This is a genomic window from Pseudaeromonas sp. HNCC25DJ180 (genome assembly GCF_055413345.1).
Genome location: NZ_JBVAYF010000012.1, coordinates 71,253 through 88,775, shown reverse-complemented (window position 1 = coordinate 88,775; position 17,523 = coordinate 71,253). Strand labels below are relative to the sequence as shown.

The window sequence follows — 17,523 nt, the reverse complement described above, 5'->3', positions numbered from 1 at the left end:
AGGTTGCAATGAAGAGTGGGGTTGCTAAGCTAGCGCCACTGTGAGTGTTGGGCCCGATATCTCTAACACGCGGGCTTCTATCTATTTAACCGGTACTATTAATGCAGCCAGAAACCCTCTCTTTTATCGCCTCATGCATCAAGACCATCCCTGACTACCCTAAACCGGGTATCCAGTTTCGCGATATCACCAGTTTGGTGGAGCATCCCCAGGCGTTCAAAGCCACCATAGATCTGCTGGTGGAACACTATCGCCATGTGCCACTTAACAAGGTGGTGGGCACCGAGGCGCGGGGTTTTATCTTCGGCGCACCGGTGGCGGCGGCTCTGGGGTTGGGGTTTGTGCCGGTGCGCAAGCCGGGCAAGTTGCCTCGCTCCGTGTTCGAGGAGAGTTACACTCTGGAATATGGTGAAGACGCTCTGCAGATGCACAAAGATGCCATTTCGCCTGGCGACAAGGTGCTGGTGATTGATGATCTGCTGGCTACCGGCGGTACAGTCGAGGCGGCGGTTAAACTCATCCGTCGTTGCGGCGGCATTGTCGAGCAGGCGGCCTTTGTCATCTCCTTGCCTGAGTTGGGTGGTGAGGCTCGGCTTATCGCCGCGGGTGTCGAGCCCTTGAGCCTGGTGCAGTTTGCCGGCGAGTAATTGCTAATAAAACAGGGAAACATATAGGCCATGGGATATCAGGTCCTGGCGCGCAAGTGGCGTCCTCATACCTTCCACCAAGTCGTAGGGCAGCAGCATGTGCTGACGGCTCTCATCAATGCCCTGGAGCAGGGGCGGCTGCACCATGCCTACTTGTTTAGTGGCACGCGGGGGGTGGGTAAGACGACCATAGCCCGGATCCTGGCCAAGTGCCTCAACTGCGAGCAGGGAGTTACCAGTACTCCCTGCGGCCAGTGTGACAGTTGCCGCGAGATCGATCAGGGCAATTTTGTTGATCTGCTGGAGATCGATGCCGCCTCGCGAACCAAGGTTGAAGATACCCGGGAACTGTTGGATAACGTCCAGTACCGTCCGGCCCGCGGGCGCTACAAGGTCTACCTTATAGATGAAGTGCATATGCTCTCGCGGCATAGTTTCAATGCGTTGCTGAAGACCCTGGAAGAGCCGCCGCCTTACGTCAAGTTTCTGCTTGCCACCACAGACCCTCAGAAGTTGCCAGTGACCATTCTCTCTCGCTGTCTGCAGTTCCATCTTAAGGCGCTTAATCGCGAGCAGATCATAGAACAACTGGCGCGTGTGCTGGATGCCGAGGGCCAAGCCTATGAGCCTCCGGCTTTGATGGCGTTGGCCAAGGCGGCAGATGGCAGCATGCGGGATGCCTTGAGTCTGACCGATCAGGCGCTGGCTCATGGTAATGGCCAGGTTCATCTTGCCCAGGTGTTGGCCATGCTGGGCACCTTGGATCATCGCCATCTGCACCAGATGTTGCATCAGCTGCAGCAACTGGATGGCCCTGGCTTAATGGCCAAGGTGGCCGAAGTGAGTCAACTTGGGCCGGATTTTGAGCTGTTGCATGCCGAGCTCGCCTCCTTGCTGCATCGTGTGGCGCTGGCCCAGTTATTAGGGCGGGGCTTGGATCCACTGGCGCTGGACAATGAGCCGTTGCAGGAGTTGGCCCGACTCTTCACCGCCGAGGAGATCCAGCTCTATTACCAAATCGCTTTGACTGGACGCAAAGAGCTACCTTATGCGCCTGATGGCCGCAGTGGTCTGGAGATGACCCTGCTGCGGATGCTGGCTTTTTCGCCGCGGCGCGCTCCGGCATCGGCTCAGCTGCGACCAGCCGGCGCACTGAGTGCTGGCGAGGCTGTGGGTTCCCGGCTCGTGGTTGAGTCGCAACCCGTCGCTAGCCAGGGCCGGGATCCCGCCACGATTAGTCAACTAGTGTCAGCCTCTCCTGCGCCAACTGTGACTATGCCGGCGTCGATGAGAGAGGCTGCCGTTTCAGCAGCGGAGCCCGAGCGTTTGCAGCCGGAAGAGGAAGCCCTGTTTGCTGAGCAGCAAGCGCTGATCGATCAGGCCGCTGCCTTGGGCTTGGGGGATGAGCCGCCTGCGGTTGAGCCTGGGGCCGGTCGGGTAAATAGCGCGAGCGCTGTGGCTATAGTTGTGGAGAAGGCGGCGAGTCCAGCAGAGGCCCAGCCAGAGTCGGGGATTTCACAGTTACTGATGGTGCGTAATCGATTACGCAGCCAGCAGAAAGAGGCCACGGATGGCGCCAGCGTCGTCGCTCCGCCGCCGACCACATCTGCTGCGCGCTCACTGCGGCCACCTTTGGCTACAACCCCGCCACTCTCTGCAGCCCAAGCAAGCGCATCACCCGCGTCGAGCCATGCCCCGGGGCCATCTTTTGCGCCAGCGCCGCCCGCGGCTCTTGCGGATAATGGACCATCGCCTGTACCCCATGATGAGCCGGGGGATATGCCGCCGTGGGAGTTGCCGCCATTGGCGGCATACCAAGACGAATGGGATAGTCAGGCCGGGAATCGTGTTGAGTTAGCCGTTACCCCCGCCACAGCCATGGTGCCACAGTCCCAGGCCACTATTGTGACGCGTCCGGCACAGAGTCACCCCAGTAAACCTGTTGTGGCAGCAGCCACGGCGACTCTGTCAGCCCAGGGCGCCGCAGATGCCGAGGCTCGCTGGAGCTCCAACGATCTGCTGACGGGTTGTGGCGATGCTTGGGGGGAGTTGATTGCGGCCTGTCAGTTAGGCGGTCGTCTGCGGCAACTGGCGCTGCACGCCGCACGCAGGGTGGACGGGGGGCGCTGGGTGCTGACGCTGCCTGCCGAGCAGCGTCATTTGCTTTCGGACAAAGCCGTGCAAACCCTGAGTGAAACCTTTGCTTCCTATCTGCAACAAGCGGTGCAGCTCGAGGTAGAATTGGGCCAGCCGGGGTTGACGCCCGCCCAGATCGAGCAGCAGCGCTATGCCCAATTACTGATCGAGGCTGAGCAGGCGTTAGCCCAGGATCCCCATATTCAATTTTTAATCCAACGCTTTGGTGCGCAACTGGATGCTGGTAGTATCCTGCCACTGAAGCACTAATCGACAACCCTACAGAGAGATGAGCCATGTTTGGTAAAGGTGGGATGGGTAACCTGATGAAGCAGGCGCAGGCGATGCAGGATCGCATGCAGAAGATGCAAGAAGAGTTGGCCAACATGGAGGTGATCGGTGAATCCGGTGCCGGTTTGGTCAAGGTCACCATGACTGGCAGTCACAGTGTGCGCCGTGTGGCCATAGATCCAAGTCTGATGGCTGATGATCAGGAGATGCTTGAAGATCTCATCGCCGCCGCGGTAAATGATGCGGTGCGTCGGGTCGAAGAGCAGAGCAAGAGCAAGATGGGTGATGTGACTGGTGGCATGCAACTGCCTCCTGGTTTCAAGATGCCTTTCTAACCTGAGTGCTTCCCCTGTTGCCGAGTGGTGAATAGGGTGAACCAGCTTGAATGGGGGGAATTTCCCCCCTTGTTGTTTGTGGAGTTGCCATGAAGTTCAGCCCTTTGCTGGATGATCTGATCCGGGAATTGCAGGTTCTGCCCGGGGTTGGCCCCAAGTCAGCCCAGCGCATGGCGTTCCAGTTACTGGAGCGTGAACGCACTCGAGGTCATAAGTTAGCCCAGACCTTGGCGCGAGCACTGAGCGAGATAGGACACTGCCAACACTGCCGTACCTTCACTGAAAACGAGAGTTGCGCTATCTGCGCCAATCCCAAGCGCAGCGAGAATCGGCAGCTCTGTGTGGTCGAGTCGCCTGCCGATGTGGCGGCCCTGGAGCAGACTCATCTCTATTCGGGGCGCTATTTTGTGCTGATGGGCCATCTTTCGCCTCTGGATGGCATAGGTCCGCGCGAGCTGGGATTGGATCTGCTGGAGCAGCGCTTGCAGCAAGAGCCATGGGATGAGCTGATCCTGGCGACTAACCCGACCATGGAGGGGGAGGCCACTGCCTTTTACATTGCCAACCTGGCGCGCCAAGCGGGTGTAGCCGTGACGCGTATTGCCCATGGCGTACCTGTCGGTGGTGAGCTCGAACTGGTCGACGGCACTACCCTTTCTCACTCCCTGAGTGGCCGCCGTCCCTTGGAGTAAGTCACATTTTTCGAGCCCCGACGCTGTGCGGGGTTGAAAACCTCTGCTATGCCCCCCATCTAGTTTTTGTCGTTTCAACACACTGGTATACCAAGGAAAGCAAAGATGACCGAAGCTGTTCATATGGAAACTCATGGGTTTCAGACCGAAGTCAAGCAACTGCTGAGCCTGATGGCGCATAGCCTCTACTCGAACAAGGAGGTCTTTCTTCGCGAATTGATCTCTAACGCAGCCGATGCGGCTGACAAGCTGCGCTTCAAGGCCCTCTCCGATGCCGCGCTGTATGAAGCGGATGGCCAGTTGCGGGTCCGCCTGCTCATCGATAAAGATCAGCGCACCCTGACCATCTCAGATAACGGTATCGGCATGACCCGGGACCAGGCGATTGAACATCTGGGGACTATCGCTCGCTCCGGTACAGCTGAATTTTTTAGCCACCTGTCGGGGGATCAGAGCAAAGATTCTCAACTGATTGGCCAGTTTGGGGTTGGTTTCTACTCGGCATTCATCGTCGCCGATAAGGTGACTGTGCTGAGCCGTGCCGCAGGTGCCGATGCTGATCAGGGGGTTAGCTGGGAGTCTGATGGCTCAGGCTCTTTCCGTGTTGCCACTATTAATAAGGCGACTCGCGGTACTGATGTGATACTGCACCTGAAAGCGGAGGAGAGTGAGTTCCTCGACGATTGGCGTCTGCGTTCGGTGATTGGGAAATATTCTGACCACATCAGTGTGCCCGTGGAGATGTGGACGCTGCCTGAAGCGCCAGAGGCTGAAGAGGGTGCTGAAAAAGTCGTCCCTACCGGGGAGTGGCAGCAGGTTAACCGTGCCACGGCACTGTGGACCCGGACTCCGCGCGACATCAAAGATGAAGAGTACGAAGAGTTTTACAAGCATATCAGTCATGATTTTGAGGCGCCGCTAGTATGGGGCCACAACAAGGTTGAAGGCTCCCAGGAGTACACCAGTCTGTTGTATGTGCCAGCGCGTGCGCCTTGGGACATGTGGAATCGTGAGCAGAAGCATGGCCTGAAGCTCTATGTGCAGCGGGTCTTCATCATGGATGATGCCGAGCAATTCATGCCCACCTATCTGCGCTTCGTTAAGGGGGTTCTTGACTCCAACGATCTGCCGCTCAACGTATCGCGGGAAATCCTGCAGGATAACAAGATCACGGCCCAGCTCCGCAAAGCCTGCTCCAAGCGGGTACTGGGTATGCTGAACAAGTTGGCCAAGGACGATAGTGAAAAATATCAGCGCTTCTGGGGTGAGTTTGGCAATGTGCTCAAAGAGGGGCCAGCTGAAGACCATGCTCATCAGGAAGATATCGCCAAGCTGTTGCGCTTCGCCTCCACTCACACCGACTCCGATGCCCAGACAGTCGGGCTGGAAGAGTATGTGGCGCGGATGAAAGAGAAGCAGAGCAAGATCTACTACATCATAGCTGACAACTATTTAGCGGCCAGTAAGAGCCCGCATCTGGAGTTGTTGCGCAAGAAAGGGGTGGAGGTGCTGCTGCTGTGGGAGCGCATCGATGAGTGGTTGATGAGCCATCTGACTGAGTTTGACGGTAAGCAGTTTGTCTCAGTCACTCAGGGTGATCTGCAACTGGGTGAGTTGGAAGATGACGAGAGCCGCAAGCAACAAGAAGAGCTCTCCAAAGAGTACGAGGGGCTGGTGACGCGAGTACGCGCGGCGTTGAGTGACAAGGTGAAGGATGTCCGCATCAGTCATCGTCTCACTGATACCCCCAGCTGTGTGGTCACTGATGCCTATGGTATGAGTAGCCATATGATGAAGTTGATGCAGGCCGCCGGTCAGAAAGTGCCAGAGCAGAAGTTTGTGCTGGAGCTGAATCCGGAACATGGTTTGGTGAAACGCATTGCCAGCCTGAGCGATGATTCCTTGTTTGTCGAGTGGAGCGAGTTGCTACTTGAACAGGCTCAATTGGCTGAGCAGGGTGGCTTACCCGATACGGCGGGCTTTGTCTCCCGAGTCAATCGACTGTTGTTAGTCACATCCTGCTAAACTAGTCGTTGCCAATCACCGACTTGATGCGACAATTAAATCAAGTCGGTGATCTGGTAGGGGTTAGTTGTGCTACGGACTCTCTTGTTTCTCTTCTCGTTTATTCTCCTTCCGGCTAATTTGCAGGCCGAAACCTTAGCTTTGTGGAACGGCCACAGTCTTGAACATCTAGAGCCCGAGCTCAAACGTTTCCAGACGCAGACAGGCCATCAAATATTGCAGCAACACTTTCGGGCGGATCAATTTCGCGACAAGGTGATCTCTTCGATCCTGTTGCCGGATCTCTATTTCATTCCCAGCGATCAACTAAGCAATCAACAAGAGTACCGTTTGGGTAGCTGGCCACAGTCCATAGCGCAGCAGCACGGTTTGCGTCAGGATGGCAAACTCAATGGTCTCTGGTATGGCATACCCATCAATATGGGTAACCAACTGGTGCTCTATTATCGCAAAGACAAGGTGAAGCCGCAGGATGAGCTGAATGACATTCCCGCCGGGCGTCTAGCTTGGCCTGCGGATCAGGCCTTCTGGTTTATGCCTTTTTTGACAGCCCAGGGGGGGTGGCCGCTCAAGGGAAGCCACTTTACCCTGGATACCCCGCAGATGGTGGCGGCGTTGGCGGCTTACCAGCAGGCGTTGGCCCGTTTCCCGGGTACCAAGTGTGAACTTATGTGTAATGAACATGCTTTCTTGCGCGGTGAAGTGGACTATCTGATTGATGGTGATTGGGCCTACCAGATGCTCCATGAACCTCTGGGTGACAAGCTGGGTGTGGCGTTACTACCCAAACTGGGCGGTAAGACGATGAAGCCGCTCAGTAGCTCCTATGTCTTGGCTATCCGCGAGGATATCTCCCCGGCAAAAAAGGCTGTGGCCGAGCAGCTGGTTAGCTTTTTATTATCTGAGGAGAGCCAGCGTCGTCTCTATGAACGCTCCAAGCTGTTTCCGGCCGTGGCGCAGGTGGGGAATAAGATGAGTAAAGAGATGTCACCGGATATGCAGGTGTTACATACCCAACTTGAGCAGAGTCTGGCGATGCCCAACGATCGTAACATGTTGATTGTCTGGTTGGTCATGGGCAAGGCATTGCGTCTGTTTCTGGATGGCGAGTATGACGCCAAAGAGACGGCGGCCTATATGCAGTCCTTAGCTGAAGAGGGCAAACGGCAATGATCCGACTCAGTCGGCTCTTTGTGTTGTTAATCCTCTGCATGACGCTCTTGCCTGTCATCGTCTTGAGTTATGTCCACTATCAAGGCATGAAGCAATATGCCACCCAGACCCTGATGACTGAGCTCGGTAGTGAGGCCTATGTTATCAAGGAGGGGTTGAATAATGAAATGGGGGCGCTGACCGGTGGACTGCGGCTCTTGACGGGACATGAGACCATCATCAAAGGGGTCTCCAGCCTCTTCTATTCCAGCCAGGTGCTCGCCCGCTTTGAGTCTTTTATGAACCGCTATAGTGTGGTTTCCTCCATGTACCTGGTTACCCGTGATGGGCGGGTGCGGGAAAGCTATGGGGGCAAGTTACGGCCCATAGAGCGAAACACCGAGGTCAAGGAGCTGATTAATAACCTGGCCCGGGATTATGAGATGGGGGTATTGGGCGGGCGAGTCGTGGTCATCGAGGATCGGGATCTGGTGCCGGATGGCGATCACCAGGCTTTGCTGTTTATCTCTACCGTTACCAGCCTCTTAGTACGCAATAGTGAGTCGGTGCAGGGATTTCTCATCGCTGTCGTGCCTTTGTCCAATCTGTTGGCGCAGACAGAAGGGATCCCTCATGCCAAGAGCTCCATCACGCAGATCGGCTTGGCGTTACCTCCAGATGCGCCTGGCTTGATAAGCCAGAGCGAACGTTTGGCGGTGGGCGAGAAGGATTACTCCCCCAATGTAAATCTGCTCATCAAGGTGAGCCGCTCCTCTGAAAATATGGGGGCGGCCGTTGCCGAGGCGATCAGCCCATTCATCAGCTATCAGTTGGTGGTGATGGCGATTCTGGTGGGGGTGTTCGTGCTATTTGCGCGTCCCATACTGCGTTCATTTAATGCGCTGTACCGTACCATTCAGCAGATGGAGTCTGGCTTGCCCATCGAGGGGCGTCCTTCTCGGATCTGGGAATTTGCCCATACCGAACGATTACTGATCGATATGCAGGGGCGCATCCGTCAGCAGTTGGCGACCCTGGAGCAGAATAATGCCGAACTGGCGATGCTGGCCAATGACAAGGATCGCTATCTACAGGAGCTGAGTAGTTTAAACCAGAGTCTGGAAGAGAAGGTTCAGGAGCGTACCAACAAATTGGCGCTCATTCTTCAACGTATCGAGATCACCAACCGCTTTTATAACCAACTTATCCTGTTGCGTCAGGAGCTGGGGCATGGCAGCGATGACGACACCGTCATGAGCCATGTGGTTAAGCGTCTGCATGCTTGCGAGTTAGGATTGCCCTTTGCGGTTATTATCCAGATTGGTAGTGAACCCAAACACTCGTATCGCCACCCTGATTATCAGGGGGAGATCATGCTGCCTCTGCTCCCTAGGATCACAGATTATTGCTATGCCGATGGGCTTTACAGCATCCCTTTTCCACCGCCATTTGGTGGGGGCTGGTTTTTGCTGCAGAGCCCGAGCCTGCGCGAAGAGGAGTTGAAGGGCCTGCTGTTGTTTGCCCGGGAGTTGGGCAGTTTCCTGGAGAATCGAGCCCTAACCAATCGCCTGGCCTTCTGGGCCCGTACCGATGGGTTGACCGGATTAGGGAACCGAATTGCCTTCGAGCAGACCATGGGCGATCTGGAAACCTCGCTGGATGTGGAGGCCGGTCTGTTTCTCATTGATGTCAATGGTCTCAAAACGCTTAATGATAGCCGGGGCCATGAGGCGGGGGATGCGTTGTTGCGGGCTGTGGCTCAGCGGTTGCGGTTGTGTGTGCAGGAGAGCTCCGGCTCACTGTACCGGATTGGTGGGGATGAGTTTGTCATTCTGCTGGAGGGTGAGGGGCTGGCCTGCAAGGAGGCATTGCAGCAGAAGTTGCAGGAGGTGCAATTCATGCCGGCTACCTTGGCGGGCAGGGAGCATGGCATCAGCTTCAGTGTGGGTTATGCCGATAGCCTGCACACCCCCTTCTCCTTGCTCTATAAGATGGCGGATAAAGCCATGTACTTGCAAAAGCAGGCTTATTACGAGCACAAACGAATGGATGGTGAGCAAAGGCTTGAGCAATCGCAGGAAAGCGTGTAATTTTCGCCTCTGACTTTTTGACCTACATCGCATAACCAAAGGGGATTTTATTATGCGCATTATTCTGCTCGGTGCTCCAGGCGCAGGTAAGGGTACGCAAGCCCAATTTTTGATGGATAAGTACGGTATTCCGCAGATCTCAACCGGTGACATGCTGCGTGCCGCTATCAAAGCTGGGACTCCCCTCGGTTTGAAGGCCAAAGAGGTGATGGATCAGGGACAGTTGGTTTCGGATGACATCATCATTGGTCTGGTTAAGGAGCGCATCGCCCAGGAAGATTGTGTCAAAGGCTTCTTGTTGGATGGCTTCCCGCGCACTATTCCTCAAGCCGATGCCATGAAAGAAGCCGGTGTGGTGGTGGATTTTGTGCTGGAGTTTGATGTGCCGGATGAAGAGATCGTCAAGCGCATGAGTGGTCGCCGTGTTCATCCTGGCTCAGGGCGTGTTTATCATGTGGTTTTCAATCCGTCCAAGGTTGAAGGTAAAGATGATGTGACCGGAGAGGATCTGGTGATCCGTGCCGATGACGAAGAGACCACGGTACGCAAGCGTCTGGATATCTATCATCAACAGACCGAACCGCTGGTGGGTTACTACAAGGCAGAGGCTGCGGCAGCACGCACCCGTTATGAGCGCCTGGATGGTACTCAAGCGGTTGAGGCGGTGAGCCAACAGTTGGCGGCTTTATTGGGTTAAGCGACTGATCCCAGTCAACTAGGCGTCCGTACTGTCAAGTTCGGGCGCCTTTTGCATTTTAGGAGAGTCATATGCCGTTGCGAGGCGTGATACTGGTTAATTTGGGGACGCCGACAGCCGCTACGGCCCGGGGCGTGCGTGATTTCTTGCGCGAGTTTCTCGCCGACCAACGGGTGGTAGATCTGCCCCGCTGGCTCTGGTGGCCGCTGTTGTATGGCCTCATTCTGCCGTTACGTTGCCGCCGGGTGGCGAAAGCTTATCGCCAAATTTGGCAGGCAGGCGGCTCTCCACTTATGGTGATAAGCCGACAGCAGCAGCAGGCCTTGCAGCAGAGCCTGCTCAGCCTAGGGCGCAGTGAACGGGTCGAGCTGGCCATGAGCTATGGTGAACCCTCACTCAGAGAGGCTTGGCAGCGATTGCAGGCCCAAGGGGTGAGTGAGGTGATGTTGTTGCCTCTTTATCCTCAATACTCCTCCACCACCACGGCTTCCGTCTTTGATGGTTGGGCCAAGGTCATGGCCCGCGAGCCGAGACTACCGCGACAACTGTTTCTGGATGAGTATCATGCCCATCCTGCCTATATTGCGGCTTTGGCTCAGAGTGTTCGGGCTCAGTGGCAGCAAACGGGTCAAGGCTATCTGCTGTTCTCGTTTCATGGCATCCCGGAGCGTTATGCCAAGCGTGGGGACCCCTATCCAGAGCAGTGTCATGCCACGGCGCAGCTGGTAGCGGAGGCGCTTGAGCTCTCAGCCGAGGAGTGGGGGTTAGCCTTTCAGTCCCGCTTTGGTCGTGAGCCCTGGCTCCGCCCCTATACGGATGAAACCCTGGTGGCCTTGGCCAAAGGGGGTAAAACTCAGCTGGATATTATCTGCCCGGGTTTTGCGGCCGACTGTCTGGAGACGCTTGAAGAGATAGCCGAAGCGGGTAAACAGGAGTTCTTGGCGGCAGGAGGGCGAGCCTACCACTATATCCCAGCGCTCAATGCCTCGTCTGCTCACATGGAGTTGTTTGGGCAACTGATCCGCCAGCATTTTGGCTCTTGAGCAGCTGATGTTACGGGGAGTACCGCCGTTGCACTATGCTTGGTCGAGGCATTAAGGGACGAGCCAATGGGCTCGTCCCTTACGCTATCTACAGCTAGCGGCGATACTCATGACCGTAGCTTTGGATCAGCCGTTTGGTGATCGCCTGTTGCGGGTTGGCAAACACCTCTTGTGTCGCACCGGCTTCCACCATTTTGCCCTGGTGCATGATGATCACCTTATCGCTGACATGCCGTACTAGACCTAAGTCATTGGCCACTATCACATAGGCGATCCCCAACTCAGCCTGGAGTTTCAGCAACAGGTTGATGATCTGGGAGCGCACCGAGAGATCCAGGTTCGAGAAGCTCTCATCCGCTACTATGATCTTGGGATTCATGATCAAGGCTCGGGCCAAGGAGACCCGCTGCTTCTGTCCAGTCGAGATCATCTGGGGGTAAAACAGCGCATGCTCAGGTAGCAGGCCCACCAGACGCAGGGTCTCTTGCACCTTGTGCGCACGCTCTTCAGGTGACATGTCGGTGTTGAGCATCAGCGGCGCCTCCAGGATGCGACCGATGCGTAAGCGCGGATTAAGCGAGGTGTTGGGATCCTGGAAAATCATGCGGATCAACTTGCACCTTTGCTCGTAGTCATCATGGGGGATGGCGGCGCCATCGACCAGGATCTCGCCATGGCTTGGTGTGACCACTCCGGCCAGGATCTTGGCCAAGGTGCTCTTGCCCGAACCGGCTTCACCCACCAGCGCTAAGGTTTCACCGGCATTGAGACTGAAGCTGACCGATTCAATGGCTGTCACCTGATGACGTTGAAAGAGCCATCCTTGCTCCATGAAGCTCTTGCCTATGTTCTCAACCCGCAGCAGAGGCTCTGCATTCATTTTTTCGGCTCCTCCAGATTGAGTGGAAAGTGGCAGCTATATTGGTGGCCCTTGATCCGAGTCAGGGGGGGGGTCTGGATACAGAGTCGTTGTGCATAGGGGCAGCGGGGTCCGAGTCGACAGCCGATCGGCAAGTGCTGCAGCGGCGGGATGACGCCGGGCAGGGCATTGAGCCGCGACTTGTGGGGTAGCCGGCCGCTGAAATCAGGGATCGAGTTGAGCAGGGCGTCGGTATAGGGGTGATGGGGCTCTTCGAGGATCTGCTCCCGGCTGCCCGTTTCCACCATCTGACCACAGTACATGACTGTGATGCTCTCGGTTAGATTGGCAATGGTGGAGATGTCATTGCTGATGAGCAAGATAGTGGTGTTGTGCAACTGATTCATGCGATCCAGCAGGCGCAGCAGCTGGGCTTGGGTGGTGGCTTCCATGGCACTGATGGGCTCATCGGCTACTAACAACCGCGGCTGAATGGCGATCGCCATGGCGATCATCACCTTTTGGCATACCCCAGCGGAGAGCTCATGGGGGTAGGCCGACATGACCTTGCGGTGATCCTTGATGCCAACTCGGTGCAACAGGCCTATGGCATGGGCCTTGCGCCAGTAGAGTCGCTGCCACCATTTCCCTTCGAAGACCCGACTCGGAATAACCTCGATCAGTTGCTCACCAATGGGTAGCGAGGGGTCCAGACAGGAGACGGGCTCTTGGAAAATCATGGCGATGTCACGACTCATCACCTTGCGGCGCTCTCGGGGGCTCAGGCTCATCAGATCTATGTCACCGATGCGCATACGATCTGCGGTTACCCGCCAATTCTCTTTTTGCATCCCTATGATGGCCTTGGCAACCAGACTCTTACCAGACCCTGATTCGCCCACCAGCCCGCGGATCTCACCCTCGTTCAGGGTAATGCTGACCTTGTCGACCGCTTTGACGCGGCCCTGGGGAGTGTCAATCTCGATGGTGAGGTTGCGAATATCGAGCAATGGCATCAGTCAATTCCTTTTTGCAGCGCTCTGCGTAACCCATCCCCGACCAGATTGGTGGCAAGCACGCTGAGCAGTATGGCCAGTCCAGGCAGGGTAACGGTCCACGAACCCACGTAGATGAAATCCATGCCATCAGCCAGCATGCTGCCCCACTCAGGCTGTGGCGTCTGGGCACCTATGCCGAGAAAGCAGACGGCACTGATATCCAGAATGGCGGTGGAGAGTGCGCGGGTGGTCTGACCCACCAGGGTATCGACTATATTCGGCAGTATGGCCAGGCGTAGGATACGAAAGGGTGGGGAGCCATCGAGGCGCACCGCGACTATATACTCCTTTTGCATCTCATTGCTGACCGCATTGTGGGTGGCGCGGATGAATTGGGGCAGCAGGGCTAGGGTGATGGCCAAGGTAGCATTGGCCAGGCTGGCACCCATGACTGCCACCAGGACAATGGCCAGCAGCAGAGATGGAATGGAGAGCAGCATATCCAGCATGTGGTGCAAGACACTGGATTTGAGCCCCCGACTCATGCCCGCCAACACCCCCACTGTGCCCCCCAGTAGCATGGCGATGAGGGTTGCGATGAAGGCACTGCCAACAGTCAGGCGCGCGCCGTAAACCAGGCGTGCCAGGATGTCACGACCCAAGTCGTCGGTGCCAAAGAAGTGGTTGATGGTTCCTTTTGTCGCCCATGACGGGGGTTGCAGCAGCATATTCGGATTCTGCTGCAGCGGATCATGGCTGCTGAACGAGGGGCCCAAGACAATGACCAGCAACAGGACGGTTAATCCCCAAAACGCGGCCATTGAGACCGGGCTCTCCTTGTAGGCTTGCCAGGTCTGCCAAATGGGGGATGGGATGCGGATTTCGGGATAAGCCCTAACCTTGCTGGCCATACAGCTCTTTCCTCTTAACTGGGTATAACAGGTTTGTCAGCAGTTCGGTACTGATGTTGAGAACGGCCAGCACACTGGAGATCACTAGGAGTCCGGCCTGAATTGCCACATAGTCTCGCCCCATGATACAGGCGATAAGCCAGCGCCCCAGACCCGGCCATTCGAAGATCATCTCTATGATGATGGCTGAGGTGACCACAGCCCCGAACTGCATGCTGAGCATGGGAAATATGGGGGGCAGGGCATTACGCAAGGCATGGCGGGTGATGACGCGCCAGGGTGACCAGCCACGGCTGAATGCCGCCTTGATATAGTTTTGCTTGAGCACGTCAATCATGGAGTTACGCACCAGGCGAGTGATCTCTGTGGTCGGTAACAGCGCCAGGGCGGCGGCGGGCAGGCACAGGTGCTGCAGGGCATTGTAAAATGCCGAGAGTTGGTGACCATCCTGGCTCAGCAGGGTATCAACCAGAGTCAGCCCAGTCACGGGCTCTATTTCATAGAGCAGATTCAGTTGTCCTGAAGAGGGGAGTAGTCCCAGGGTCATGGAGAAGATCAGGATCAGTAGCAAGGCCAGCCAATAGACGGGCATGGATGAACCCAGCACGCTGAAGCTGCTAATCACTATATCTAGGGGTTTACCCTGATTCAGGGCCGCCAGGGTACCGAGTGTTACCCCTACTACGAAGGCAATGATGAGAGCACTTAGACACAGCTCAAAGGTGGCCGGGAAATGGATGACTATCATCTCCAGCGCAGGCCGCCCGGAGAGCGAGGAGATGCCCAGATCCCCGGCAAATAGATGGCGCAGGTACTCTAGATAGCCAGACCACAATGAGGTGTGTTCATCGACACCCAGTTCATACTCCAGCCAGTAGGCGAAAAAGCTGAGCAGCAACAGGGTAAACAGCAGCAAGTTGATACGCCGTAGGGTATAGATCAGCATGGTTTAATCTCGAAAGGCCCGTTGAAAAGAGAGCCCCCCCAGTGGGGTTTGCTCCAGATTATGCAGGTTTTTCCAGGCTGCATAGATGTTAAGTGAGTGTGCCAGGGGGATCAGCGGCAACTGATCACTGATCAGGCTTTGAGCCTGCTGGTAGGCTTCAATCCGACTACCCAGATGTGGGGTGGCGGCGGCCTGATCCAGTAAATCATCGAAATGGTGATCACACCAGCGGGAAAAATTGTAACCCTGGGTTGAGATGGCTCCACAACTGAGCAGCGGTCGGAAGAAGTTATCGGGATCCGAGGTGTCGGCTGACCAGCCAAAGAGCAGCGCATCGTGCCGCCCCTCACGTAGTTGCGTGCGCATCTGCGGCCAGCGCATCTGAGTGAATTTCACTTTGATCCCGATCTTGGCCAAGTCGGCCTGGATCAGCTGAGCTGTCTTCAAGGCATCGGGATTATAGGGTTTGGCCCCGGCCGGTATCCAAAGATTCATGGTTAACTCGGCGGGCAGATTGGCTGCTTTGAGCAGGGTGCGGGCCCCTGCTGGATCATAATCATGTTCCGTCAGATTAGGATTATGGGCCCATGAGATGGGCGGCAGCAGGCTGTTGGCCCACTCGCCGGTATCATAGTAGACCGCATTCAGTAGGTTATCTCGATTGATCCCCATGGCGATGGCTTGGCGAACCAGGGGGTCGTTAAATGGTCGCCGCTCGGTATTGATGGCCAAGAAGGCAGTATTGAGGTTGTTCTCTATGTCTAGCAGCAGGTTCGGTTGTTTGCGGATGAAGGCCAGTTGGCTGGCGGCGGGATAGGCCATCACCTGGCACTCCCCGGTCAGCAGCTTGGCCAGCCGTTTGGTGGGTTTGGGGGTGTAGTCAAACAGCAAGCGTTCTAGAGTCGGTGGCACATCCCAATAGTGGGGGTTGCCATGCATGCGAATGAACTCGTCGAGCCGAAACTCCTGTTGCAAGAACGGGCCCGTACCGACTGCCAGGGTATCAATCTGTTCTGGATGTCCGCTGCCTAGCAGTTGTGCGCCGTACTCGGCCGACAAGATAACCGCATAATCACTGGCCAGATTGGCAAGAAATGTGGCATTGGGCCGTTTGAGTTCAAACTGGATCTGCTGAGCGTTAAGCGCTCGAATGGAGCTAATTTGTTCTTTGAAATTGACGTTATCGAAAAACGGGTAGCGGCCACCAGAAACAGCGTGAAACGGATGCTGTTCATCAATCAGGCGGGAGAAGCTAAACAGCACGTCAGCGCTGTTGAAAGTACGAGTCGGAGTAAACCAGGGGACAGCGTGAAACCGAACACCCTGGCGCAGAGTGAAGGTATAGGTCAGCCCATTGCGGCTCATCTGCCACTTGCTGGCCAAGGCGCCTTCCAAACGCTGGGTATGGGGATTGATTGTTAGCAGACGATCATAGATCTGTTGGGAGAGGGCCGAGCCCAAGGATCCTGCGCTGTAGAGTTGCGGATTCATGCCCTGGGGTGAGCTTTCCACGCAGTAGACCACGCTATTTTTGGCAAAGAAATCATCCTGCTTGCACCCGGTCAGTGCCAGTAGTAGCAGGCCAAGCAAAAGGCCAATCCAGCGAGTCATCATCTATCCATCCCTGCTCCCGATTTGGTCGAGAGTCGATATTTTTTCAGTAATCCTCTGAGCTGATCGTAACTGATGCCAAGGGATTGTGCAGCCATTCTCTGATTGTAACGGGATAACTGTAGGGCTTTTGTTATCATATGAATCTCGCATTCGGCCATATAGGCCTTCCAGTCGAGTGGAAAGCTGGGTGCGAGTACGCCGGGCACCTGGGGGGCCGCTAAGGCGGAGTCCGACCAGGGGGAGGAGAAGGGATCCAGTACCAGGTGTCGCAGGGGGTGGCTCGGCTCTCCCTGGCGATAGAGACTTCGCTCGACTACGTTACGCAGTTCGCGAACATTGCCCGGCCAAGGGTGAGCCAGCAGTTGCTGCTCTACCTGAGGTGTAAAGCCGCTGAAGTCACCGATCCCCAGTTCACTGCAGAGCTGCTCGGCAAAGTGTCTGGCCAGCAGCAAGATATCCTCCTGGCGAGCGCGCAGCGGCGGTAGCGTGATCACATCAAAGGCGATCCGATCCAGCAGGTCGGCGCGAAATTGTCCTGCTGCAGCCAGTCGTGGCAGGTTGGCGTTGGTAGCACAAACCAGGCGAACATCGACGCGTATGGGTTGCTGGCCGCCCACCCGCTCAAATTCACCATATTCCAGGACCCGCAGCAGTTTTTCCTGCAGCCGCTCGCTCATGGTGGCCAGTTCATCCAGAAATAGGGTGCCCCCATCGGCGCGCTCGAAACGCCCAGGGTGGCGCTTCTGGGCGCCGGTGAAAGAGCCCGCTTCATGACCAAACAGCTCACTCTCCAACAGGCTCTCATTGAGGCTGGCACAGTTGAGCGAGATGAAGGGTTGCTGCCAGCGGGCCGAGAGGTAATGGAGTCGGTGAGCGATTAACTCCTTACCCGTCCCTCGTTCACCAATGACCAGGACGGGGCGTGGGATCACGGCCAGACGTGATACCTGCTCGAGGACTTCACCGAAGACATTGGATTCACCGAGTAGTCGTTCATCCTGCATGGCCTCTCCTTGTATGATTCACGCTTGGTTAATTTTACCAACAATTGGTTAATTTAATCATGATTTAGACCACATCATCACGT

General features: G+C 56.1%; 15 protein-coding genes. 9 read left to right on the top strand and 6 right to left on the bottom strand.

Annotated elements, in window-relative coordinates; translation table 11 throughout:
• Positions 1–101: 101 nt before the first annotated feature.
• The 9 genes from apt to hemH all read left to right on the top strand — a co-directional run bounded on the left by apt (position 102) and on the right by hemH (position 11,108).
• Entirely contained in the window at positions 102–647 is a 546-nt protein-coding gene (gene apt / locus ACZYTD_RS12350) for an adenine phosphoribosyltransferase (protein WP_463892422.1), read from the top strand.
• A 30-nt stretch (positions 648–677) separates the two neighbouring features.
• Positions 678–3,053 carry a DNA polymerase III subunit gamma/tau gene (gene dnaX / locus ACZYTD_RS12345; RefSeq protein WP_463892420.1) on the top strand — a complete coding sequence of 792 codons (2,376 nt, stop codon included), beginning with the start codon at positions 678–680 and terminating at the stop codon, positions 3,051–3,053.
• A gap of 26 nt (positions 3,054–3,079) precedes the next feature.
• Positions 3,080–3,409 carry a YbaB/EbfC family nucleoid-associated protein gene (locus tag ACZYTD_RS12340; RefSeq protein WP_463892418.1) on the top strand — a complete coding sequence of 110 codons (330 nt, stop codon included), beginning with the start codon at positions 3,080–3,082 and terminating at the stop codon, positions 3,407–3,409.
• An 89-nt stretch (positions 3,410–3,498) separates the two neighbouring features.
• Positions 3,499–4,101, top strand: coding sequence for a recombination mediator RecR (recR, locus tag ACZYTD_RS12335; RefSeq protein ID WP_463892415.1), 603 nt, complete (start codon positions 3,499–3,501; stop codon positions 4,099–4,101).
• Positions 4,102–4,206: 105 nt separating this feature from the next.
• On the top strand, positions 4,207–6,126 hold the full coding sequence (gene htpG / locus ACZYTD_RS12330; RefSeq protein WP_463892413.1) for a molecular chaperone HtpG: 1,920 nt from the start codon (positions 4,207–4,209) through the stop codon (positions 6,124–6,126).
• A 69-nt stretch (positions 6,127–6,195) separates the two neighbouring features.
• Positions 6,196–7,299 carry a sugar ABC transporter substrate-binding protein gene (locus ACZYTD_RS12325; protein ID WP_463892411.1) on the top strand — a complete coding sequence of 368 codons (1,104 nt, stop codon included), beginning with the start codon at positions 6,196–6,198 and terminating at the stop codon, positions 7,297–7,299.
• A complete protein-coding gene (locus ACZYTD_RS12320) occupies positions 7,296–9,368 on the top strand; it encodes a sensor domain-containing diguanylate cyclase (protein WP_463892409.1) in 2,073 nt (690 codons plus the stop codon). The genes ACZYTD_RS12325 and ACZYTD_RS12320 overlap by 4 nt, the downstream gene beginning before the upstream one ends.
• Positions 9,369–9,420: 52 nt before the next feature.
• Complete coding sequence (adk, locus tag ACZYTD_RS12315) at positions 9,421–10,065, top strand: adenylate kinase (RefSeq protein ID WP_463892407.1); 645 nt, start codon at positions 9,421–9,423, stop codon at positions 10,063–10,065.
• Between the two features lie 71 nt (positions 10,066–10,136).
• Positions 10,137–11,108, top strand: a complete 972-nt coding sequence (gene hemH, locus ACZYTD_RS12310; protein WP_463892405.1) for a ferrochelatase — start codon at positions 10,137–10,139, stop codon at positions 11,106–11,108.
• 94 nt (positions 11,109–11,202) lie between these two features.
• Here hemH and ACZYTD_RS12305 read toward each other — a convergent pair whose 3' ends face one another.
• The 6 genes from ACZYTD_RS12305 to pspF are packed head-to-tail and all read right to left on the bottom strand — an operon-like array spanning position 11,203 to position 17,440.
• Positions 11,203–11,988, bottom strand: a complete 786-nt coding sequence (locus tag ACZYTD_RS12305) for a peptide ABC transporter ATP-binding protein (protein ID WP_463892403.1) — start codon at positions 11,986–11,988, stop codon at positions 11,203–11,205.
• A complete protein-coding gene (locus tag ACZYTD_RS12300) occupies positions 11,985–12,983 on the bottom strand; it encodes a peptide ABC transporter ATP-binding protein (RefSeq protein ID WP_463892401.1) in 999 nt (332 codons plus the stop codon). Before ACZYTD_RS12300 ends, ACZYTD_RS12305 begins: the two co-directional genes overlap by 4 nt.
• The gene (locus ACZYTD_RS12295) at positions 12,983–13,876 is read right to left on the bottom strand and encodes an ABC transporter permease subunit (protein ID WP_463892399.1); all 894 of its coding nucleotides are present in this window, start codon (positions 13,874–13,876) and stop codon (positions 12,983–12,985) included. The genes ACZYTD_RS12300 and ACZYTD_RS12295 overlap by 1 nt, the downstream gene beginning before the upstream one ends.
• Positions 13,860–14,822 (bottom strand): ABC transporter permease, encoded by a 963-nt coding sequence (locus ACZYTD_RS12290; RefSeq protein WP_463892397.1) that lies wholly within the window; start codon positions 14,820–14,822, stop codon positions 13,860–13,862. Before ACZYTD_RS12290 ends, ACZYTD_RS12295 begins: the two co-directional genes overlap by 17 nt.
• A gap of 3 nt (positions 14,823–14,825) precedes the next feature.
• Positions 14,826–16,436, bottom strand: a complete 1,611-nt coding sequence (locus tag ACZYTD_RS12285) for an ABC transporter substrate-binding protein (RefSeq protein WP_463892395.1) — start codon at positions 16,434–16,436, stop codon at positions 14,826–14,828.
• On the bottom strand, positions 16,433–17,440 hold the full coding sequence (gene pspF, locus ACZYTD_RS12280) for a phage shock protein operon transcriptional activator (protein ID WP_463892393.1): 1,008 nt from the start codon (positions 17,438–17,440) through the stop codon (positions 16,433–16,435). Before pspF ends, ACZYTD_RS12285 begins: the two co-directional genes overlap by 4 nt.
• Between the last annotated feature and the right edge of the window lie 83 nt (positions 17,441–17,523).

What these genes read in the sequence shown, in the direction of transcription:
- apt (WP_463892422.1), top strand. Translation starts at nt 102, where the DNA reads ATGCAGCCAGAAACCCTCTCTTTTATCGCCTCATGCATCAAGACCATC.
- hemH (WP_463892405.1), top strand. Translation starts at nt 10,137, where the DNA reads ATGCCGTTGCGAGGCGTGATACTGGTTAATTTGGGGACGCCGACAGCC.
- ACZYTD_RS12300 (WP_463892401.1), bottom strand. Translation starts at nt 12,983, where the DNA reads ATGCCATTGCTCGATATTCGCAACCTCACCATCGAGATTGACACTCCC.
- ACZYTD_RS12320 (WP_463892409.1), top strand. Translation starts at nt 7,296, where the DNA reads ATGATCCGACTCAGTCGGCTCTTTGTGTTGTTAATCCTCTGCATGACG.
- ACZYTD_RS12290 (WP_463892397.1), bottom strand. Translation starts at nt 14,822, where the DNA reads ATGCTGATCTATACCCTACGGCGTATCAACTTGCTGCTGTTTACCCTG.
- htpG (WP_463892413.1), top strand. Translation starts at nt 4,207, where the DNA reads ATGACCGAAGCTGTTCATATGGAAACTCATGGGTTTCAGACCGAAGTC.
- adk (WP_463892407.1), top strand. Translation starts at nt 9,421, where the DNA reads ATGCGCATTATTCTGCTCGGTGCTCCAGGCGCAGGTAAGGGTACGCAA.
- ACZYTD_RS12340 (WP_463892418.1), top strand. Translation starts at nt 3,080, where the DNA reads ATGTTTGGTAAAGGTGGGATGGGTAACCTGATGAAGCAGGCGCAGGCG.
- ACZYTD_RS12305 (WP_463892403.1), bottom strand. Translation starts at nt 11,988, where the DNA reads ATGAATGCAGAGCCTCTGCTGCGGGTTGAGAACATAGGCAAGAGCTTC.
- dnaX (WP_463892420.1), top strand. Translation starts at nt 678, where the DNA reads ATGGGATATCAGGTCCTGGCGCGCAAGTGGCGTCCTCATACCTTCCAC.
- ACZYTD_RS12295 (WP_463892399.1), bottom strand. Translation starts at nt 13,876, where the DNA reads ATGGCCAGCAAGGTTAGGGCTTATCCCGAAATCCGCATCCCATCCCCC.
- pspF (WP_463892393.1), bottom strand. Translation starts at nt 17,440, where the DNA reads ATGCAGGATGAACGACTACTCGGTGAATCCAATGTCTTCGGTGAAGTC.
- recR (WP_463892415.1), top strand. Translation starts at nt 3,499, where the DNA reads ATGAAGTTCAGCCCTTTGCTGGATGATCTGATCCGGGAATTGCAGGTT.
- ACZYTD_RS12285 (WP_463892395.1), bottom strand. Translation starts at nt 16,436, where the DNA reads ATGATGACTCGCTGGATTGGCCTTTTGCTTGGCCTGCTACTACTGGCA.